Raw genomic sequence first — 20,094 nt, forward strand, 5'->3', positions numbered from 1 at the left:
GGCGTGCTCGGCTTGGTCTCGACGCTGCCCGGCGGCGCGGTTCTCGTGCTCCGCCGCATGATCCGGCGGCCGGGCCCGGACGCGCGGCCGGTATCGTCCGGCCGGTGGCGGCGGCTTTTCGGGGGATTCGGCGACGGTGGCTCGCGGCGCTGGCCGTCGGTCTCGTTCTGGCCGCGCCGGCCTGCGCGGCTTCGGACGCGGCGAGCAGCCGGGCAGGCGACGTCGTGCACGCCGCAGCCGGTGCCGTCCGCGGCAGTGTCGCTCCCGGTCACCGGCTCTTCCAGGGCATCCCGTACGCGGCCGCACCCGTCGGCGAGCGGCGCTGGCAGCCGCCCGCCCCGGTCGACCCCTGGGCGGGGGAGCGGGACGCCACGAAACCAGGGCCCCGCTGTCCGCAGGCCGCCGACGGAGCCCTGACCAGCGAAGACTGCCTTTATCTCAACGTCTGGACGCCGCCGGTCGGCGAGACCGGGCGGCCGGTCCTGGTGTGGCTGCACGGCGGCGCGTTCCTCAGCGGCGGCGGCGACCGCTACGGCGCTGCCCGGCTGGTCGACCGCGGCGACGCGGTGGTGGTCACGCTCAACTACCGGCTCGGCGCGCTCGGCTTCCTGGCCGACCCGTCGCTGGGCCCGGAACCGGGCAACTACGGCTTCCTCGACCAGCAGCAGGCCCTGCTGTGGGTGCGCGACAACATCGAATCCTTCGGCGGAGACCCGAACCAGGTGACGATCGCCGGGGAGTCCGCGGGCGGGATGTCGGTGTGCGACCACCTCGTCGCCCCCGGCTCGCGCGGGCTGTTCCGCGCCGCGATCATCCAAAGCGGACCCTGCCAGGCGCAGGCGACGCTGCCCGCCGCGGAAAGCAAGAGCGTCGAGTACACCGCCGCGCGCGGCTGCGCCGACCGCCGGACCGCGGCGGAATGCCTGCGGGCGTTGCCGGTCGGGAAGCTCCTGACCGCACCGGCGTACGGGTCGATCGCGGGCATCGAGATGCCGGGCCCGGTCACCGGCGGTTCGGTGCTGCCCGGGAAGGTTCCCGCGACTCCGATGCCGGTCCTGCTGGGCACGACGCACGACGAGTTCACGTATTTCCTCGCCGAGCAGGCGGCGGCCGGTCGCGAGGTCACGCGGCACGGCTACCCGCAAGCCCTGGCGAACGTCTTCCCGCACGCCGACGCGGTCGCTCGCGAGTACCCGGTGGATGCGTTCAGCGGCAACGCATCGCTGGCGTACGCGGCGGCGGTCACCGATTCGGCGTTCGCCTGCCCGGCGGCGAAGCTGGGCAGCTCGCTCCCGTCCGTGTCGAGGTACGAGTTCAACGATCCGACCTCTCCGGCCGCGGCCGCTTTGCGGGCACCCTTCCCGCTCGGGGCCACGCACACCGCGGAGCTGCCGTACCTGTTCGATTTCGCCGACCAGCCAACCACATTCACCCCGGCGCAGCAGCGGCTGGCGGACCGGATGGTGGACGACTGGACGGCCTTCGTCCGCGGCGCCCCGACCGGGCAGGCGGTCGCGTACCGGCCGGGCGGTTCGCAGCCGCTGACCGGATTCGCCCAAGACCACCACTGCGGGTTCTGGGCTTCTCTACGCTGACCGGATGACCGTGCGCGCCGAAGACCTCGACGAATCCCTCACCTGCGTCTCCGCCGCTCTGGAACCCGTCACCGGCGGCGACTGGACCCGTCCGGCGGGCGACCTCGAGTGGGATTGCCGTTACACCGCAGAGCACCTGGGCGACACGCTCCTGTCCTACGCCGCGCAAGTCGTGAGCCGCCCGTCCGACCGGTACGTGCGCTTCCTCGCCAAAGCCGACACCGACGCGTCCCCGGCCGAACTGCTCGAATTCGCCCTCACCGGCGGGCGTTTGCTCGCTGCCGCAGTACGGAGCAGCCAGCCGGACGAGCGCGCCTACCACCCGACCGGCCGCTCCGATCCGGCCGGTTTCGCCGCGATGGGCTGCGTGGAACTGCTGCTGCACGGAGACGACCTCGCACAGGGCCTCGGCGCCTCGATCGACCCGCCGCGCGACGTCTGCGCGCGCGTTGTCGCGCGGCTTTTCCCCGAGCAGGAGCCGGTTCCCGACGCTTGGGACGCGCTGCGCTGGTGCGCGGGCCGGATCGCCCTGCCCGGACGACCGCGGCGGACCGGCTGGAAGTGGCGGGGAAGCCCGCTCGAGGACCGCTCGATTCCCGAGGAGTGAACACTCCTGCCCGCGGGATGGTCACATCCGGTAGTCTTGACCACCAGGTCGAGAGGCGCTGCAACGGACCGGTGGTCCGCCACGCTCGGCCGGCACCACCATTCCCAAGGGCGCCTCCGTGGACTCATGCGGAGGTGGCGATGACCCAGAACCTGCGGAACCTGCTCGACCAGCGCGTCGTCGTGCTCGACGGGGCCTGGGGGACGATGCTGCAGGGCGCCGGTCTCGCTCCCGAGGACTACCGGGCGGACTGGCTCGAAGGGCACGAGAAGGACGTCACCGGCGACCCGGACCTGCTGAACCTCACGCGGCCGGACGTCGTGCTCGACGTGCACCGCCAGTACCTGGCCGCGGGCGCGGACATCACCACCACCAACACGTTCACCGCCACCAGCATCGGCCAGGCCGACTACGGCCTGCAGGACCGCGTGCGCGAGATGAACCTGCGCGCCGCGGAACTCGCGCGCCAGGCCGCGGACGAGTTCGAAAACCGCTTCGTGGCCGGGTCGATCGGCCCGCTGAACGTCACGCTGTCGCTGTCGCCGCGCGTCGAGGACCCGGCGTTCCGCGCGGTCACCTACGAAGAGGTCAAAGCCTCGTACGCCGAGCAGACCAAGGCGCTCGCCGACGGCGGCGTCGACCTGCTGCTGATCGAGACGATCTTCGACACCCTCAACTGCAAGGCCGCGATCACCGCGGCCCGCGAGGTCGCGCCGCACCTGCCGCTGTGGATTTCGGTGACCATCGTCGACCTGTCCGGGCGCACGCTGTCCGGCCAGACCGTCGAGGCGTTCTGGACCTCCATCGCGCACGCGCGCCCGCTGATCGTCGGCGTCAACTGCTCGCTCGGCGCCGAGGAAATGCGCCCGCACGTGGAGGAACTGGCGAAACTCGCCGACACCTACACCGCGTGCCACCCGAACGCGGGCCTGCCCAACGCGTTCGGCGGCTACGACCAGACGCCCGAGGAGACCGGCGGCATGCTCGGCGAGTTCGCCGGGGCCGGGATGGTCAACATCGTCGGCGGCTGCTGCGGGACCTCGCCCGCGCACATCGCGAAGATCGCCGAGGCCGTCAAGGGCCTTCCGCCGCGGCCGGTGCCCGCGCACGAGCCGAGCACGCGGTTCTCCGGGCTCGAGCCGTTCAAGATCGGCGCGGACACCGGGTTCGTGATGATCGGCGAGCGCACCAACGTGACCGGCTCGGCGAAGTTCCGCAGGCTGATCGAGGCGGGCGACCACCAGGCGGCGGTGGACGTCGCGCTGGAGCAGGTCCGCGGCGGCGCGAACCTGCTCGACGTCAACTTCGACGCCGACCTGCTCGAATCCGAGCGGGAAATGACGACGTTCCTCAACCTCATCGCCACCGAGCCCGAGGTCGCGCGCATCCCGGTGATGATCGACAGCTCGCGCTGGAGCGTGCTGGAGGCCGGCCTGCGCTGCGTGCAGGGCAAGGGCGTGGTCAACTCGATCAGCCTCAAGGAGGGCGAGGGCCCGTTCCTGGAGCAGGCCCGGCGCATCCACGACTACGGCGCCGGCGTCGTGGTGATGGCCTTCGACGAGAAGGGCCAGGCCGACACGGTCGAGCGCAAGGTCGAAATCTGTTCCCGCGCCTACGATCTGCTCACCACGCAGGCGGGTTTCGCGGGCGAGGACATCATTTTCGACCCGAACGTGCTCGCCGTCGCCACCGGCATCAGCGAGCACAACGGGTACGCGAAGGCGTTCATCGAGGCGCTGCCGCTGATCAAGGAGCGCTGTCCGGGCGCGCACGCCTCCGGCGGCATCTCGAACCTGTCGTTCTCCTTCCGCGGCAACAACGTCGTGCGCGAGGCGATGCACTCGGCGTTCCTGTTCCACGCCGTGCGCGCCGGGCTCGACATGGGCATCGTCAACGCCGGCCAGCTCGCGGTGTACGAGGACATCCCGAAGGACCTGCTGGAACTGGTCGAGGACGTCCTGTTCGACCGCCGTCCGGACGCCACCGACCGGCTCGTGGAGTTCGCCGAGACGGTCAAGGGCAGCGGCACCAAGCGCGTCGTCGACCTGTCCTGGCGGGAAAACCCGGTGGCGGAACGGCTTTCGCACGCGCTGGTGCACGGCATCGTCGACTTCATCGAGGACGACACCGAGGAGGCCCGGCAGCAGTTCGCCCGGCCGCTCGAGGTGATCGAAGGCCCGCTGATGGACGGCATGAAGATCGTCGGCGACCTGTTCGGCTCCGGGAAGATGTTCCTGCCGCAGGTCGTGAAGAGCGCGCGGGTGATGAAGCGTTCGGTGGCCTATCTCGAGCCCTACATGGAGGCGGAGAAGGCCAAAATGCAGGCCGAGGGCCGCTTCGACACCTCGCGCGGCAACGGCAAGGTCGTGCTCGCCACGGTGAAGGGCGACGTGCACGACATCGGCAAGAACATCGTCGGCGTCGTGCTGGGCTGCAACAACTACGAGGTGATCGACCTCGGCGTGATGGTGCCCGCGGCGAAGATCCTCGACACCGCGGTGGCCGAGCACGCGGACGTCGTCGGCCTGTCCGGGCTGATCACGCCGTCGCTGGACGAGATGGTGTCGGTCGCGCAGGAAATGCAGCGGCGCGGGCTGAAGCTGCCGCTGCTGATCGGCGGCGCCACCACGTCGAAGCAGCACACCGCGGTCAAGATCGCCCCGGCGTACGACCACACGACCGTGCACGTGCTCGACGCGTCGCGGGTGGTCGGCGTGGTGTCCGACCTGCTCGACACCGACCGCGCGGACGCGCTGGACACCGCCAACCGCGCCGAACAGCAGCGGCTGCGGATCCAGCACGAAAACCGGCACTCGACGCCGATGCTGACGGTCGAACAGGCTCGGGCGAACGCCGAGAAGGTGTCGTTCGACGAGATCCCGACGCCGGAGTTCACCGGCGTGCGGGTGGTCGAGCCGTCGATCCCGCAGCTGCGCGAGATGATCGACTGGCAGTTCCTGTTCCTGGCCTGGGAACTCAAGGGCAAGTACCCGGCGATCCTCGACCAGCCGGTCGCGCGCGAGCTGTTCGACGACGCGAACCAGCTGCTGGACGAGATCATCGAGAACGGCTCGTTCAGCGCACGCGGCGCGTACGCGTTCTGGCCCGCCCATTCCGAGGGCGACGACATCCTGCTCGACGGCGAGTACTCGGACTGGAAGTTCCCGATGCTGCGCCAGCAGACGCAGAAGCCGGACGGCCGCGCGAACCGGTGCCTCGCCGACTACATCGCCCCCGCCGGTTCCGGCGACCACCTGGGCGGATTCGCCGTCGCCATCCACGGCGCGGAGGACCTGGCCGCCCGCTACGAGGCCGAGCACGACGACTACCGGGCGATCATGGTGAAGGCGCTGGCCGACCGGCTGGCCGAGGCGTTCGCCGAGTACCTGCACCTGGAGGCGCGCCGGCGCTGGTTCGAGCCGGACGTGCAGCCGGACCTGGCGGACCTGCACGCGGAACGCTTCCGCGGCATCCGCCCGGCGCTCGGCTACCCGGCGAGCCCGGACCACAGCGAGAAGAAGGACCTGTTCGAGCTGCTGGGCGCCGAGGAACTGGGGATCGGGCTGACCGAGTCGTACGCGATGACGCCCGCCGCGGCGGTGAGCGGGCTGATCTTCGCGCATCCGGAATCGCGGTACTTCACGGTCGGCCGCCTCGGGCGCGACCAGATGGAGGACTACGCCCGTCGGCGCGGCGAGGAGCTGTCCGAAGTGGAGCGGTGGCTGCGGCCGAATCTGGCTTACTGATCGCGTGGTTCCGTCGGCGTTGTGCGCCGGGTCTGGTCCATGAGGGGAACCATGAGGGACTCTGAGTCCCTCATGGTTCCCCTCACGGCAGTTCCGGTAGCAGTGGTGGCGGGCCGCCGCGCTCGGCTGCGGCAGTCGCGAAGCCCGCGCTGGTCTGGCCGACCTGCGAGGGTGGGCGGCGGGGGCTAGTTTCGACGCCGTGGCAAGACTCAGTGTGGTCCGAATCGGACTGGTCGCGGCGCTGGTCCTCCTCGCGGCCGCGGCGGCAGCGGTCAGCGTGGCGGTCTCGGCCTGGTGGTGGTTCCTGGCGGCGCCGTTGCTGGTGCTCGCGGCGACCGGGGTGTACGACGTGATCCAGCGGCGGCATTCGGTGCTGCGGAACTATCCGGTCCTCGGACATCTGCGGTTTCTGCTCGAAAGCATCCGGCCGGAATTGCAGCAGTACTTTGTGGAACGCAACTTCGACGGCCGCCCGTACGATCGCGACGTCCGGTCCATTGTCTACCAACGCGCCAAAGGAACGGCCGCGGAAGAACCATTCGGCACCGAGCGCGACGTGTACGCCGAGGGATACGAATTCCTCGTCCCGTCACTGGCGCCGGTGTCGGTTCCGGAGCACGCGCCGCGAGTCCGGGTCGGCGGGCCGGACTGTACTCGGCCGTACGACATGGCGTTGCTCAACGTTTCGGCGATGAGCTTCGGGTCCTTGTCCAGCAACGCGATCCTCGCGCTGAACCAAGGTGCCGCCCGCGGCGGTTTCGCGCACGACACCGGCGAGGGCGGCCTCTCGGAGTACCACCTGCGGGGCGGCGGCGACCTGATCTGGGAGATCGGCACCGGCTACTTCGGCTGCCGCACCTCGGACGGAGATTTCGACCCGTCCGCTTTCGCCGACAAAGCCGCGCACGACGCGGTTAAATGTGTTTCGTTGAAACTCTCGCAAGGCGCGAAACCCGGGATGGGCGGAGTGCTTCCGGGTTCGAAGGTGAACGCGGAAATCGCCCGGGTGCGCGAGGTTCCGGCGGGCGAAACGGTGGTTTCCCCGCCGTATCACCGCGTGTTCTCGACGCCGCGGGAACTGGTGCGGTTCATTGCCCGGATGCGCGAGCTGGCGGGCGGGAAGCCGACCGGGTTCAAGCTCTGCGTCGGCTCGCGGGTGCAGGTGCTGGCCGTGTGCAAGGCGATGCTGGCCGAAGGGGTCACGCCGGACTTCATCGTGGTCGACGGCGCGGAGGGCGGCACTGGCGCGGCTCCGCTGGAGTTCGCGGATCACCTTGGCACGCCGCTGACCGAAGGTCTGCACATTGTCCACAACGCACTCGTCGGCACCGGACTGCGGGACCGGGTCCGCCTGGGGGCGAGCGGGAAAGTCGCGACCGGCGCGGACGTCGTGAAGCGCCTCATCCAGGGCGCGGACTACACGAACGCCGCGCGGGCGATGATGTTCGCGGTGGGGTGCATCCAGTCTCAGCGGTGCCACACGAACAAGTGCCCGGTCGGGGTCGCGACGCAGGATCCGCGCCGGGGGCGGGCGCTGGACGTAGCGGACAAGACCGAGCGGGTGCGGCGGTATCAGGAGGCTACGGTCGCGTCGGCGCTGCGCATCATGGCGGCGATGGGGGTTTCGGATCCGTCGGAGTTGTCGCCGCAGTTGCTGCGTCGGCGGGTGGATGCGCGGACGGTGCTGTCGTACGCGGAGTGGTACGACTGGCTGGAGCCCGGTCAGTTGCTGGCGGAGCCGCCTCGGGAGTGGGCGGCAGAGTGGGCGGCGGCTGATCCGGATCGGTTCGCTTGACCGCGGACGGTGCTGGCCGTCGGCGGATTCAGGGAAGGCCTTCGCACGCGCACCACGGCTCCCTGCCGCCCGTTGTGGCACGCGGATCGAGGAGATCGCTGAAGCCAACTGGGCGGAGAGGCGGCCGGGTTGCCTGCGTGCTCCGAGGGCTGCCGCGGCGGGGGCGGCCGACCGGATTCCCGGCTTGACGCTCGGTTGTCCGCGACCAGCCTCAGTCGGATTCGCTGTGGGCGGAGGTGGGTTCTGGGCTTGGTGCTCGGTTGTCTGCGACCAGTCTCTGTCGGGCTGGCTGTTCGTGGCGGGGTGCCGGCCGGGTTCCGGGCTTGGCGTGCTGTTTCTGCGGATGGCCTCTTCTCGGCCGGTTGGTGGCCCGGCGGTGGTTGCCGTCGGCCGGGTTCCCGGCTTGACGTGCCGTTCTCGGCGGCTGGCCCCCGCCGGACCCGCTGATGGCGGAGCGGGCGGGCGGCCGGGCGGAGGGCTCGCGGCGCCGCCGACCGGGTGTCCACTGGCGATCCGTCCGGTGATCGGGCACGATCGGTGATCGTGGCTTCGGGAGACGGGCAGGACGCGGGCGACCTCGAGGTATCCGTCCGGTGGCGGGGACCGGCCGCGGTCGTGACCGTGGGCGGGGAGATCGACCTGGTCACCGCGCCGGAACTGGGCGAGTTCGTGGGCGGGGTGCTCGAACGCGAGCCCGGCGTGCTGGTGGTCGACCTGCGCGCGGTCGATTTTCTCAGCTCGTCCGGGCTGCAAGTGCTGGCAGGCGCGCACCGCAAGCTCGACGCGGGCGCGTTGCGGGTCGTGAGCACATCCACGGTCACCTCGCGGCCGTTCACGACCACCGGCCTCGACGAGTGGATCGCGCTGTTCCCCTCGGTCGACCAGGCACTGGCCGGGGTCGCCGGCGCGGGCGGTTGACGATGGACGTGCAGGAGGGCACCCGCGCGCTGAGCTGCCACGGGATCGTGGCCGAACCGGGGGCGCTGCGCGCGCTGCGGCACCGGTTGCTGGCTTGGGCGCTGGAGTCGGGCATTCCGGACGATCGCGCGCACGACATCGTGCTGGCCGGGTACGAGGCGCTGGCGAACGTCGCGGACCACGCGTACCCGGGGGAGCCCGGGCTGGTCGACCTCGACGCGGTGTGCCGGTCGGACAGCGTCGAGGTCGTGATCGCCGACCACGGGGAATGGCGCCCGCCGGACGAAATCGAGGACGACCCGGTGTCGGTCCGCGGACGCGGGCTGCTGCTCGTGCAGGCGACGGCGGACCGGGCAGAGGTACGCACCAGCGCGGACGGCACGGTGGTCACGCTGGGCTGGAAGCTCTGACCGGGTCCCGTTCGTGGTGGTCGCGGTCGGCTGAGAGTGGCTAACTGCTGCATTGGCTAGTGCGGTCAGCGGCTGCTCCCGCCGACCGCGTGGGGCCGGGAGTCCCAGCGCTTCAGGCTGCTAATGCGACGGCTCATGCGGGCCTACCATCCCGGCGTGATCGTCACGGTGATCATGCTGGGCTGGAAGCGCTGACCGGTTCGCTCGCTGCGGTGCGGTGCGCGCGGTCGGTTGAGAGCGGTTCACTGCTGCGTTGGTTGGGGCGGCAAGCGGTTGCTCGCTTGGACACGAGTGTGCCCCGGACTTCAGCCCGCCGGCGCGACGGTTCATACGAGCTGCCAATCCCGGCATGAGCGTCGCGGTGGTCATGGCGGACTGGAAGCTTTAACCGGCTCAGCCACTGCGGCACAGTGGCCGAGCCGGGTTGGCGGGTGCGCCGAGCGCAGCTCACGGGTTCGGTGACTTCCGGCTGCCGATGCGACGGCTCCTGTGGGCCGAACACCCCGGCATGAGCGGCGCGGCGGAACTCAGCTCACCGGTTCCGCGGCTCGGCGGCGCAGCAGGTATCGCTGGACTTTCCCGCTCGGGTTGCGGGGCAGGTCCGGGATGAACTCCACTCGCCGCGGGTATTTGTACGGTGCGGCAAGGGATTTGGCGAAGTCCTGCAGTTCCTTCACTTTCGCGTCGTCGGCGGGAACGCCCTCGTTGAGGACCACGTAAGCGGCGACGATCGAACCCCGCGCGTCGTCGGGGGCGGCGACGACCGCGCATTCCAGGACATCCGGGTGGCGCAGCAGCACTTCCTCCACCTCGGGGCCGGCGATGTTGTAACCGGACGAGACGATCATGTCGTCGCTGCGGGCGCGGTAGTGGAAGTAGCCGTCGGAGTCGCGGACGTACGTGTCGCCGGTGAGGTTCCAGCCGTCCTCGACGAAGACGGTTTGGCGGTCGTCGGCCAGGTAGCGGCAGCCGGTCGGGCCTTGGACGGCCAGGCGGCCGGGGGTGCCGTCGGGGACGGGGCGGCCGTTGTCGTCGACGATTCGCGCGCGGTAGCCGGGTACGACGCGGCCGGTCGCTCCGGGGCGGGCGTCCTCGTCGGCGGCCGAGATGAAGACGTGCAGCATTTCGGTGCTGCCGATGCCGTCGATGAGCCAGTGGCCGGTCGCCTCGTGGAAGTCGGTCGCGACGGATTCTGGCAGCGCCTCGCCCGCCGACACCGCGCGGCGCAAGCCGGACAGCAGCGGGCGGCGGTCGGAGGCCAGGATCGCGCGGTACGCGGTGGGCGCGGTGAACAGGACCGTCACGTGATGTTCGGCGACGAGGTCGGCGAGTTCGGTCGGGGTGGCGCGCTCGATGAGCAGCGTCGCGGCGCCGGCGTGCAGCGGGAAGACCAGCAGGCCGCCGAGGCCGAAGGTGAATGCCAGCGGGGGAGTGCCGCAGAACAGGTCGGTTTCCCGGGGTTTGACCAGGTGCCGGGAGAACGTGTCGGCGATCGCGAGCAGGTCGCGGTGGAAATGCATGGTCGCCTTGGGACGGCCGGTGGTGCCGGAGGTGAAGGCGAGAAGGGCGACGTCGTCCGCGGCGGTGTCGACGTCTTCGAAGGTCCCGGGGCGGGTCGCGCAGCGGGCGGCGAGGTCGTCGGAGCTGTCGCCGCCGTACGGGACCAGGGGGAGGTCGAAGGGCTGCAGTTCTTCGGGGTAGCGGTGGTCGCAGAGGGCGATGACGGGCGTGCTCGCTTCGATGATTTTCGACAGCTCGTGCGCGCGCAGCATCGGCATCGTGGCGACGGCGACTGCGCCCGCCTTCAGGACGCCGAGCCAGCACGCGGCTAGCCACGGGGTGTTCGGCCCGCGCAGCAGCACGCGGTTTCCGGGCACGACGCCCTGCGCGGTGAGTTCGTGGGCGATCTGGTTGGCGCGGGTCAGCAGGTCGCCGTAGGACCAGGATTCGGTGGGGGAGAGCAGCGCGGGACGGTCCGCGCCCCAGCGCGCGATCGTGTCGTCGAGCAGCCGCGTGGCCGCGTTGAGGCGGTCGGGGTACTGCAGTTCGGGCAGGTCGAACCACAGCTGCGGCCACTGCTCGAACGGCGGGAGGTGGTCCCGGCAGAACGTGTCGACATGCGCACTCGGCTGGAGCTGCACCACGTGCCCCCAATTCAGACGACGGCCATTCACGCGTCCAGCTACTGTAATACGTTTTACGATCGTCAGGAAGACGCAACATCGGACGGCACTCGCGGGGGCACGCAGCGCAGTCGGGACGGGGCGCGGTGGATCGTGGGGAAGCCGACCCCAGCGGCGGGGCGAAGTTCTGGGGGCGGGCCGCCGTGCTGGAGTCGGTCAGGCGCGGAGCTTTTCGCGGAAGGCGGCGATCGGCTTGCGGAGGAGGCGGTCGAAGTCTTCGGTGGCGGGGTCGATCGCGGCGAGGACGCGTTCGAGCCGGTCGAGGTGGTCGTGGTTGGCTCGCCAATGCGAGACCGGGACACGCAGCGTCGACGCGAGCAGGTCGCCGGGGTAGAGGTCGCCTTCGCAGAGCGGGTCCTGCTCCAGCATGGCCAGCGCGCGCGGCACGAGGAACGGCACGCCGACGTGCTGGCCGAGCAGGAGGCGGAGGTCCTCGGCGGTGAGCAGGCCGATGGGCTTGCGCCGCAAGCGATGCACGGTCGCGATCAGCCGGGTCGCGTCGGCGGGCGGATCGCCCCAGTCGGAGTTTTCGATCTGCTGCAGCGACTGCGCGGACCGGTCGGGTCGTCGGGACATGGGTGATCACCTCGTTCCGGCGAGGATTGCATCGGCAGGCACCGCGAGGCGGCCGTCCGGATGTGCCGGATCCGGTGGCCAGCGGCTGGGTGCTTGGGGCGGATCGGCGGGTATCGGAGGTTGGCAAGTCGTCCGTGCGGGGAACCGGAGCGAATCAGCGTTCCCCGCACGGAACCCCGGCGGCTCAGGCGTGGGCGTCCAGATAAGCCGGGTCCGGGGGCGGGATCGGGACGTCCGGCTGCCCGGCCAGGAGCTGGTTCATCGCGGCGAAGTACGGCGGCGCGGCGACCGTGCCGCCGAAGGCGCCGTGGCCGCAGTCGCCCAGGTGGACTGGGTTGCCGGGGCAGATTTCCTGGGGGTGGGGTCCGTCGGCGAAGACCATGGAGGACACCGCGTAGTGGTCGACTCCGCCGACGAACGCGACGGATTCGCTTTCCTGCGTGGTTCCGGTCTTGCCGATATCCGGGTGGGTCCAGCCGGCCGCCTGGGCCGCGCGGGCCGACGTGCCGGTGGTGGTGTCCTGGCTCAGGCCCGCCTCCAGCGTGTTCGCGACGCCGGGCGGGATCACCTGCTCGCACGCCTGCCGATGCAGCGACACCGGCTGGCCGTAGCGGTCGGTGACGGACAGGATCGGGTCGGGCGGGCACCACATGCCGCCGCTCATCAGGGTGGCCGAGACGTTCGCCATTTCCAGCGGGCTGACCGGGCTGTTGCCCAGCGTGAACGACAGCAGGTTCTGGAAATACTGCGACTGCGGCTCGTTGTACTGCGGGTTTTTCGACCGGGGATCGGACGGGTCGGTGATCGGCTTGGTGCCCGCGTCGTTGGTCGCCATGGTGTTGCGCAGGCCCAGTTTCCGCGCCATGTCCAGCACCGCGGGCATGCCGACCTGCGCCTCCAGCCCGACGAACGCGACGTTCGGCGACGTCGCCAGGCCGGCGGCCAGCGAGATCGGGTTCGGATAGCTCGTGCCGTCGTTGCTCACCGGATAGCAGTGCGTGTACCGGTTCATGTTGGGCGGGTTGAAACAATCGCTGTACGGGTTCGGCAGCGGCGTGTTCAGCCCCGCCTTCCCGGTGACCATCGCGGCGGCCGAGGTGAAGATCTTGAACGACGAGCCCGCGCCGAACTTGTTGCTCGCGTCGGCGACGATGTTCGTGGACGTCTCGCCCTGGTCGGGATCGGTGCCGTAATTGCGGTTCGCGACCATCGCGAGCACCTGGTGCCCGTCGCTGCCGGGCTGCACGACCGCGAACGTGTTGGCGACGCCGTCCTGCGTGGTCGGCACGTTCGCGTCCACCGCGTCCTTCGCCACCTGGCTCACGTGCGGGTCCATGGTCGTTTTCACGGTGTACCCGCCGGTGTCGATCTGGTCGGCGGTGAGCCCGGACTGCACGAGATAGTGCACCGCGTACGCGCAGAAGAACCCGGCGTCGGGAGCCGCGCCGAGACAGGTGCTCGACGGGGCCTGCGGCCGCGGACCGCTGAGGCCCAGCGGGGTCGCCTTCGCGGTCTCCCCGTAGGACGCCGGGATCGACCGCGCCGCCACCATCGCGTCGATCACCAGATTGCGCCGTTGGAGCGCCTTGTCCGGATGCGTGTACGGGTTGTAGATGTTGGGGTTGTTCACCATCCCGGCGAGCAGCGCGGCCTGCGGCACGGTCAGTTTGTCCGCCGTCGTCCCGAAGTACGCCTGCGCGGCGGCTCCGACGCCGTACACGGTTCCGGTGTACTCGACCACGTTCAGGTAGTCGGCCAGGATGTCGTCCTTCGACACGGTCTGGCTCAGTTGCACCGCCATTTTCGCCTCGCGCAGCTTGCGCGCCAGCGAATCCTCCTGATCCCGTTGCTGCGCCGCCTTGTTGTTGCGATCCACAACGTTCACGAGGTAGTTCTTCACGTATTGCTGCGTCAAAGTGGACGCGCCCTGCAGGTTTCCGCCGGAGCTGTTGTGCACCGCGGCGCGCAGCATGCCCTGCGGGTCGACGCCGCCCTCGCTGTAGAACCGGCGGTCCTCGATGTCGACGATCGCGGCTTTCATCGCCGGGGAGATCTGCGCCGCGGTGACCGGAATGCGGTACTGCGAGTACAAAGTCGCGATCGTCCCGCCGTTCCGGTCGGTGACCGTGGTGACGAGCGGCGGCTCCGCGTGCACGAGATCGGCGGAGATGGCGTCGACCGAATCGCTGACCTGGTTGGACAGCACGCCGGCCCCGATCGCGACCGGGGCCATCGTGCCCGCGACGAGAATCCCGGCCAGTACGCACAATCCGAGGAACGGGGCTATCCCCCTGCGACGAGACACGGTTCCCACGTTATGCCTGTCCGAGTGAGAAAACGGTGTGCACTTCAGGGTGTTTCATCGAGCCAGCCTTCCCAGCAGAGCCGAAGCGACCGCGATCGCCAGCGCGGTCGCACCCACTAAGACGCCGAAGTCGGCCCCAAGGTTCTCCGGGGTGCCGATCAAGAGTCCCCGCAAGGCATCGACTTGGTAACTGAGCGGGTTCACGTGGCTCAGCACCTTGAGCCAGGACGGCATCAGGTTCACCGGATAGAGCGCGTTGGACCCGAAAAACAGCGGCATCGTGATCGCCTGGCCGATGCCCATCAGCCGTTCGCGCGAAAGCACCAAACCGGCGATAACGATGGAAAGACAGCAGAAAAAGGCCGAACCGAGCACCACGGCCGCCGCGGCGCCCAGCAGCCGCAACGGGTTCGCGGTCAGCCCGACGCCGAGCAACGCGGCGAGGAGCACGACGATGAACGCCTGCACGAGAGCGCGCACCCCGGCGGCGAAAGCTTTGCCCGCCACCAATGCCGCGCGCGGAGTGGGCGTGACGAGCAGCTTCGCGAGGACGCCCGCGTCGCGTTCCCAGATGATCTGGATGCCGTAGAAGATGGAGATGAACAGCGCGGACTGGGCGAGGATCCCGGGCGCGAGATAGTCGAGATACGGCACGGAACCGGTCGGGATCGCGCGCAGGCGGGTGAAGGTCTCGCCGAAGATGAGCAGCCACAGGGCGGGTTGGATGGCCCGGGTGAGCAGTTCGGTTTGGTCGCGGCGGAGCTTTTGCAGTTCCACCAGGCACATCGCGCCGATCCGGGAGAACAGGACGCGCAGTTGTCCCAGCGGGCTGGGGTCAGCGGATACGGCGAGTGGCGCGGACATCGCGGTTCCCTTTCTGGATAGGGCGCGTTTCCGGGGGCGATCGGGAACGCGGCGAAGGCAGGCTGGTCAGCCGAGGCGGCGGGCGGTGCGGCGGGCGGCGCGGACATCGCGGATCCCTCCCGCGTCGAGCGCGTTCCCGGTGACGGTCCGGAACACGTCGTCCAAAGTGGACTCCGGGCCGAGTCCGGCTTCGAGGTCGGCCGGCGTGCCGAGCGCGCGGATCTTGCCGGTGTGCATGAGCGCGACGCGGTCGCAGTACTGCTCGGCCTCGTCCATGTAATGGGTCGTGACCAGCACGGTCATCCCGGTTTTGGCGCGGATCTCGGAGATCCGCTCCCACACTGCCGAGCGCGCCACCGGGTCGAGGCCGATGGTCGGTTCGTCGAGGATCAGCAGCCGGGGCGAGCTGACCAGCGCCTGCGCCAGTTCCAGCCGGCGGATCATGCCGCCGGAGTACCGACCGGCGGGGCGGTCCGCGTCGTTCTCCAGGCCGACCAGTTCCAGCGCCTCGCGCACCTGCGCGGCCCGTTGCGCTCGCGGCACGTCGAAGAGCCGGGCGAACAGCGACACGTTATCGCGGCCGGTCAGCGCGCCGTCGGCGGAAAGCTGTTGCGGGACATAGCCGATCAGCCGCCGGACGGCCATCCGGCGGCGGGCGACGTCGAGCCCGAAGACGGTGATGTGGTCCGCCGGCACGGGCAGCAGCGTCGTGATCATCCGGATCGTGGTGGTTTTCCCGGCTCCGTTCGGGCCGAGGAGGCCGAAGACCTCGCCGGGTTCGATGGCGAGATCCACGCCGTCGACCGCGACGGTGGCGCCGAAGGAGTGCCGCAAGCCGGTGCAGCGGACTGCCGGTTCGCTCATGCCAGGTCCTCCTTGAGTGCTTCGGTGAGCCGTTCGAGGGCGGGCAGCGCGGCGACGATCGCTGCGGTGTCCTCTTCGGACAGCCGGGCGAGCGCAACCGAGACGAGACCGATGCGGGCGCGCCGCCAGGTCGCCATCCGGTCCCGGGCGGCGTCGGTGAGCTGCAGCCGCGCGGCCCGGCGGTCGGCCGCATCCACTTCGCGGCGCAGCAGGCCGGCCTCGGTCAGCACGTTCACGAGCGTGCTCACCGAATTCCCGGCCAGGCTCAGCTCCCGGGCCGCCGCCGCGACGCCGATGCCGGGGTTCCGGTGCACCACGCGCAGCAGTTCCACCTGCGAGCCGGGCAGATGCGGCCCCGGCAATTCGGCGCGGACGCGGCGGCGCACAACGCGGCGTACGCCCAGCACCGCGGTGAGAACGCGTTCGGCCAGGTCGATCCGGGGTGCGGGCATGCCGCCAAGTTAGCTCTGACTCAGAGTCATTAGCAACGCTAAATGTCCTGTTCGCCGGAAGCCTGGCGATTCATCCCCGGTGGAGCAGGAGCGCGACGCCGAGCACGAGCATGGTCGCCGCGATCACGCCGTCCAGGATCCGCCAGGCCGCGGGACGCGCGAACACATCGGACAGCCTTCGCGCGCCGAGCCCGAGCGCGCTGAACCAGACCGCGCTCGCGACCACCGCGCCGATGCCGAAAAGCCAGCGGCTGTCGCCGTGTCCGGCCGCGACGGAACCGACGAGGAGAACGGTGTCGAGGTAGACGTGCGGGTTGAGCCAGGTGAGCGCGAGGCACGTGAGAAGGGTGCGCTTCGGCGAGGAGACGTCAGCGGGGGAGACGGACAGCGTCCCTGGGCGGAACGCGCGGCGCGCGGCGAGGAGCCCGTACCCGACAAGGAAGAGCCCGCCGACGATCGCGATCGCCTTGATCGCCGACGGCCACCGCTGCAGCACCGCCCCGATCCCGCTCACTCCGGCGGCGATGAGCACCGCGTCGGACAGGGTGCAGACGAGGATCACCGGGACGACCAGGCCGCCGCGCAATCCTTGGCGGAGCACGAAAGCGTTCTGGGCGCCGATGGCGACGATGAGGGACATGCCGGTGCCGAATCCGGCGCTGAGCGCAGCGATCACGCTGCCGACGGTAGAAGCGGGCGCGGGCATTAAGCCAGGTAAAGATTCTGAACTAAGATAAGCGATCGTGATGTCCGATCTTCCGCTTGACCAGGTCCGCACCTTGCTCGCGGTGGTGGACGAGCAGTCGTTCGATCGCGCGGCGGCCGTGCTGCACGTGACGCCGCCCGCGGTGAGCCAGCGGGTGAAGGCGCTGGAGCAGCGGATCGGCCGGGTGCTCGTGCTGCGCTCGAAACCCGTGCGGCTCACCGAATCCGGCGAGGTGCTGGTGCGGTTCGCCCGGCAGCTGACCCGGCTCGAGGAGGACACGCGCGCGGAGCTGGGGCTCGGCGGTCCGGGCCTGCCGACGACGCTGCCGATCGCGGTCAACGCGGACTCGCTGGCCACGTGGTTCCTGTCCGCGCTCGAAGAGGTCCCGGCCGAGCCACCGGTCTCGTTCGACCTGCGCAGCGACGACCAGGACCACACGGCCGCCCTGCTCCGCGAGGGTTTGGTGATGGCGGCGATCACGGCGACCCCGCAGCCGGTGCAGGGCTGCACGGTCAGCCGCCTCGGCACGATGCGCTACCGCGCGGTGGCGTCGGCGGCGTTCGCACGGCGCTGGCTGGACGGCGGCTCGCTGGCGGAGCGGCTGCCCGCCGCGCCCGCGGTGCTGTTCGACCGGAAAGACGACCTGCAGGACCGGTTCCTGCGCCGGTTGACCCGGCGCAAGCTGCCGAGCCGGGTCCGGCACTACATCCCGGCCTCGGTGTCCTTTGTGGACGCGGTGGCCGCCGGGCTGGGCTGGGGGATGGTGCCGGAGCTGCAGCTGTCCGGGCGGGAACTGGTCGAGCTGGCCCCGGACCGGGCGGTGGACGTGGAGTTGTACTGGCAGCAGTGGAAGCTCGACTCGCCTTCGCTGGCCGCGGTGGCGGAGGCGGTGGGGCGGGCGGCGAGGCGCGCACTCGGGCCGTAACAGATCAGCCTTGCGTGATCGGCCAAAGATCGTCGTTCAGGAGCCGCTTCACGATCTTCCCCGTGGCGTTCCTCGGGAGCTCCGGTACGAAGTAGACATCGCGCGGCACCGCGAATCGCGCGAGTCTCTGGTGGATGTAGTGCCGGACGTCCTCCGCGTGCATGCGCGCGCCGCGGCGGAGCACGACATACGCGGCGAGGCGCTGGCCGAACTCGTCGTCCGGGACCCCGACCACCGCCGCGTCCGAAACGCCCGGCAGCGCGGCCAAGGCTTCCTCTACCGGACGCGGGAACACGTTCTCGCCGCCGGACACGATCATCTCGTCGGCGCGGCCGGTGACGAACAGCCGTCCCGACGCGTCCTGGTAGCCGACGTCGCCGGTCGCCATCAGGTCGTGGGCGCGCGGGACGCTGGAGCCGTTGGTGTAGCCGTCGAACAGCATGTCGTTGCCGACGAAGATCTGGCCCTCGTCGCCGGGAGGGACCGGGCGGCGGTCCTCGTCCAGGATCGCGACCCGGGTGCCCGGCGGGCAGCGGCCGGCGGACGTCGGCGCGGCGCGCAGGTCCGCCGGGTCGGCGATGCTCGCCCAGGACACCTCGGTGGAGCCGTAGAAGTTGTAGAGAATGTCGCCGAAGGTGTCCATGAACGACGTCACGAACGCGCCCGGCATCGCCGATCCGCTGCTCGCCACGATCCGCAGCGACGACAGGTCGTACCGGCTGCGCACGCGTTCGGGCAGGTCGAGGATCCGCTGCAGCATGATCGGCACCGCGAACAGCGCGTCGCAGCGGTGCTCGGCGATCGTGCGCAGCGTGTGCTCCGCGTCGAATTTCCGGATCAGCGACAGCTCCGCCCGCAGCGCCATGCCGAGCTGCATCGCGGCCAGGCCCCAGCTGTGGAACAGCGGGGCGGCCACGGCGATCTTGTCCCTGGCCCGCAACGGGATTCGCGACAAAACGGTCGCCGACGTGCTCACGCCCTTCGGCGTCGGACGGCGCGCGCCCTTCGGAGCTCCGGTGGTGCCCGAGGTCAGCACGACGATCCGGCCCTCGCGTTCGCTCGGCTTCGGCCGGGTCGTCGGCGCGTCCTGGAGCAGTTCGTCCAGCGTGCGGTAGCCCTGGTCGGCGTCGTCCCACGTGCTCACGCGCGGGAATTCGCCGGGCACCGACGCGATGATCGGCGCGAACTCGTCGTCGGCGAGGACCGCGGCGGGCGGGTGCTGGGTGAGGACTTCCTCGACCGCGGCGGGGGAGAGGCCGGTGTTGAGCAGGACGACGTCGGCGCCGAGCTTGCTGCAGCCGACGAACGCCTCGACCATCGCCGCGTGGTTGCGGCACATCAGCGCGACCCGCGAACCGGCCTCGACGTCGAGCGCGGCCAGTGCGTTGGCCAGCTGGTTGCTGCGTTCGTCGATCTCGCCGAACGTGCGGGTGTGGCGTTCGTCGTGCACCGCGACGTCGTCGGCCCCGCGGGCGGTCGCGGCGAGGTATCCGCCGGCCAGCGTCGCGCCCCAGCGGGCGAGCGAACTGAGCTGCTTCACCACCTTGTCCGGCCGTCCGGCGGCCAGCACTCCCGCGCGGACCAGCGTGTTCGCCGTGCGCAGGGCCGTGGCGGGTTCCTGCTCCGGCGGGTCGCCCGGCAGCCCGGACAACTGCTGCCCGATCCGCTTCGCCAGCTGTTTGAGCAGGCCTTTCACCGTGCCGCGGGCGAGCAGGTCGGAGTGTTCCGGCGGCAGGGACGGGAGCATCATCCGCAGCACGATCTCGGTGCCGCCGCGCGGGACCGGCCGCAGTTCGACCGACACCCAGGTCCGTTCGTCCGGCAGCCCGCACCAGACGACGTGCTCGCCCGGCCGGTACACCGCCGCGTGAATGGTGCCCTCGGCGACAGTGTGCCGGTCCGGGGCCAGCCGGATGAGGCAGTGCGGGCCGCGGCCGCGCTCGGCGGGCACGGTGACCTCGCACCAGCTGATGGCCGGGACGAACCTCGGGTACAGCTCGGGACTGCCGACGATCTGCCACACCTGTTCGGGCGAGTGCCCGACCACCGCACTCGCCTCGACTACATCGTCTCGCATCGCGATCCGCCTCGCCGCCGCACGCGTGTGGGCTCCCCGGTCCTTCCCGGACGCGTGTTCAGGTTGCGGGG

The 20,094-nt window shown here is 70.4% G+C and carries 15 protein-coding genes and 1 riboswitch; of the genes, 7 read left to right on the forward strand and 8 right to left on the reverse strand.

Annotated features, from left to right (window positions below; translation table 11 throughout):
• The first annotated feature begins 224 nt into the window (after nt 1-224).
• The 6 genes from CU254_RS13325 (at nt 225) to CU254_RS13350 (ending at nt 9,071) form a co-directional block, all read left to right on the forward strand.
• Nucleotides 225-1,595, forward strand: coding sequence for a carboxylesterase/lipase family protein (locus tag CU254_RS13325; protein WP_199785895.1), 1,371 nt, complete (start codon nt 225-227; stop codon nt 1,593-1,595).
• A gap of 4 nt (nt 1,596-1,599) precedes the next feature.
• Nucleotides 1,600-2,202, forward strand: a complete 603-nt coding sequence (locus tag CU254_RS13330) for a maleylpyruvate isomerase N-terminal domain-containing protein (RefSeq protein ID WP_009076430.1) — start codon at nt 1,600-1,602, stop codon at nt 2,200-2,202.
• A 44-nt stretch (nt 2,203-2,246) separates the two neighbouring features.
• A riboswitch (S-adenosyl-L-homocysteine riboswitch) is annotated at nt 2,247-2,325 on the forward strand.
• A gap of 17 nt (nt 2,326-2,342) precedes the next feature.
• The gene (gene metH, locus CU254_RS13335) at nt 2,343-5,948 is read left to right on the forward strand and encodes a methionine synthase (protein WP_009076432.1); all 3,606 of its coding nucleotides are present in this window, start codon (nt 2,343-2,345) and stop codon (nt 5,946-5,948) included.
• A gap of 199 nt (nt 5,949-6,147) precedes the next feature.
• Nucleotides 6,148-7,743: an FMN-binding glutamate synthase family protein gene (locus CU254_RS13340; protein ID WP_234392823.1), complete on the forward strand. Its 1,596-nt coding sequence runs from the start codon at nt 6,148-6,150 to the stop codon at nt 7,741-7,743.
• 543 nt (nt 7,744-8,286) lie between these two features.
• A complete protein-coding gene (locus tag CU254_RS13345) occupies nt 8,287-8,661 on the forward strand; it encodes an STAS domain-containing protein (protein ID WP_050788423.1) in 375 nt (124 codons plus the stop codon).
• 2 nt (nt 8,662-8,663) lie between these two features.
• A complete protein-coding gene (locus CU254_RS13350) occupies nt 8,664-9,071 on the forward strand; it encodes an ATP-binding protein (protein ID WP_009076443.1) in 408 nt (135 codons plus the stop codon).
• A gap of 527 nt (nt 9,072-9,598) precedes the next feature.
• On the opposite strand, the gene CU254_RS13355 is transcribed toward CU254_RS13350, so the two are convergent.
• From CU254_RS13355 to CU254_RS13385, 7 genes are all read right to left on the reverse strand, one after another.
• A complete protein-coding gene (locus CU254_RS13355) occupies nt 9,599-11,212 on the reverse strand; it encodes an AMP-binding protein (protein WP_037717079.1) in 1,614 nt (537 codons plus the stop codon).
• 198 nt (nt 11,213-11,410) lie between these two features.
• Entirely contained in the window at nt 11,411-11,830 is a 420-nt protein-coding gene (locus tag CU254_RS13360) for a contact-dependent growth inhibition system immunity protein (RefSeq protein ID WP_009076446.1), read from the reverse strand.
• Between the two features lie 184 nt (nt 11,831-12,014).
• Complete coding sequence (locus CU254_RS13365) at nt 12,015-14,063, reverse strand: transglycosylase domain-containing protein (protein ID WP_078560775.1); 2,049 nt, start codon at nt 14,061-14,063, stop codon at nt 12,015-12,017.
• 126 nt (nt 14,064-14,189) lie between these two features.
• Entirely contained in the window at nt 14,190-14,999 is an 810-nt protein-coding gene (locus tag CU254_RS13370; RefSeq protein WP_009076457.1) for an ABC transporter permease, read from the reverse strand.
• Between the two features lie 66 nt (nt 15,000-15,065).
• Complete coding sequence (locus tag CU254_RS13375) at nt 15,066-15,863, reverse strand: ABC transporter ATP-binding protein (RefSeq protein WP_009076459.1); 798 nt, start codon at nt 15,861-15,863, stop codon at nt 15,066-15,068.
• Nucleotides 15,860-16,315, reverse strand: coding sequence for a MarR family winged helix-turn-helix transcriptional regulator (locus tag CU254_RS13380; RefSeq protein ID WP_009076461.1), 456 nt, complete (start codon nt 16,313-16,315; stop codon nt 15,860-15,862). The genes CU254_RS13375 and CU254_RS13380 overlap by 4 nt, the downstream gene beginning before the upstream one ends.
• A 70-nt stretch (nt 16,316-16,385) precedes the next feature.
• A complete protein-coding gene (locus CU254_RS13385; RefSeq protein WP_037717083.1) occupies nt 16,386-16,991 on the reverse strand; it encodes a LysE/ArgO family amino acid transporter in 606 nt (201 codons plus the stop codon).
• Between the two features lie 70 nt (nt 16,992-17,061).
• Here CU254_RS13385 and CU254_RS13390 point away from each other — a divergent pair, with 70 nt between their 5' ends.
• Nucleotides 17,062-17,946 carry a LysR family transcriptional regulator ArgP gene (locus CU254_RS13390; RefSeq protein WP_199785896.1) on the forward strand — a complete coding sequence of 295 codons (885 nt, stop codon included), beginning with the start codon at nt 17,062-17,064 and terminating at the stop codon, nt 17,944-17,946.
• Between the two features lie 4 nt (nt 17,947-17,950).
• Here CU254_RS13390 and CU254_RS13395 read toward each other — a convergent pair whose 3' ends face one another.
• On the reverse strand, nt 17,951-20,023 hold the full coding sequence (locus CU254_RS13395) for an AMP-binding protein (protein ID WP_009076475.1): 2,073 nt from the start codon (nt 20,021-20,023) through the stop codon (nt 17,951-17,953).
• Between the last annotated feature and the right edge of the window lie 71 nt (nt 20,024-20,094).

It is taken from the genome of Amycolatopsis sp. AA4 (genome assembly GCF_002796545.1).
Taxonomy (GTDB): domain Bacteria; phylum Actinomycetota; class Actinomycetes; order Mycobacteriales; family Pseudonocardiaceae; genus Amycolatopsis.

What these genes read in the sequence shown, in the direction of transcription:
- CU254_RS13395 (WP_009076475.1), bottom strand. Translation starts at nt 20,023, where the DNA reads ATGCGAGACGATGTAGTCGAGGCGAGTGCGGTGGTCGGGCACTCGCCC.
- CU254_RS13375 (WP_009076459.1), bottom strand. Translation starts at nt 15,863, where the DNA reads ATGAGCGAACCGGCAGTCCGCTGCACCGGCTTGCGGCACTCCTTCGGC.
- metH (WP_009076432.1), top strand. Translation starts at nt 2,343, where the DNA reads ATGACCCAGAACCTGCGGAACCTGCTCGACCAGCGCGTCGTCGTGCTC.
- CU254_RS13350 (WP_009076443.1), top strand. Translation starts at nt 8,664, where the DNA reads ATGGACGTGCAGGAGGGCACCCGCGCGCTGAGCTGCCACGGGATCGTG.
- CU254_RS13330 (WP_009076430.1), top strand. Translation starts at nt 1,600, where the DNA reads ATGACCGTGCGCGCCGAAGACCTCGACGAATCCCTCACCTGCGTCTCC.
- CU254_RS13370 (WP_009076457.1), bottom strand. Translation starts at nt 14,999, where the DNA reads ATGTCCGCGCCACTCGCCGTATCCGCTGACCCCAGCCCGCTGGGACAA.
- CU254_RS13390 (WP_199785896.1), top strand. Translation starts at nt 17,062, where the DNA reads ATGTCCGATCTTCCGCTTGACCAGGTCCGCACCTTGCTCGCGGTGGTG.
- CU254_RS13365 (WP_078560775.1), bottom strand. Translation starts at nt 14,063, where the DNA reads ATGGCCCCGGTCGCGATCGGGGCCGGCGTGCTGTCCAACCAGGTCAGC.
- CU254_RS13380 (WP_009076461.1), bottom strand. Translation starts at nt 16,315, where the DNA reads ATGCCCGCACCCCGGATCGACCTGGCCGAACGCGTTCTCACCGCGGTG.
- CU254_RS13360 (WP_009076446.1), bottom strand. Translation starts at nt 11,830, where the DNA reads ATGTCCCGACGACCCGACCGGTCCGCGCAGTCGCTGCAGCAGATCGAA.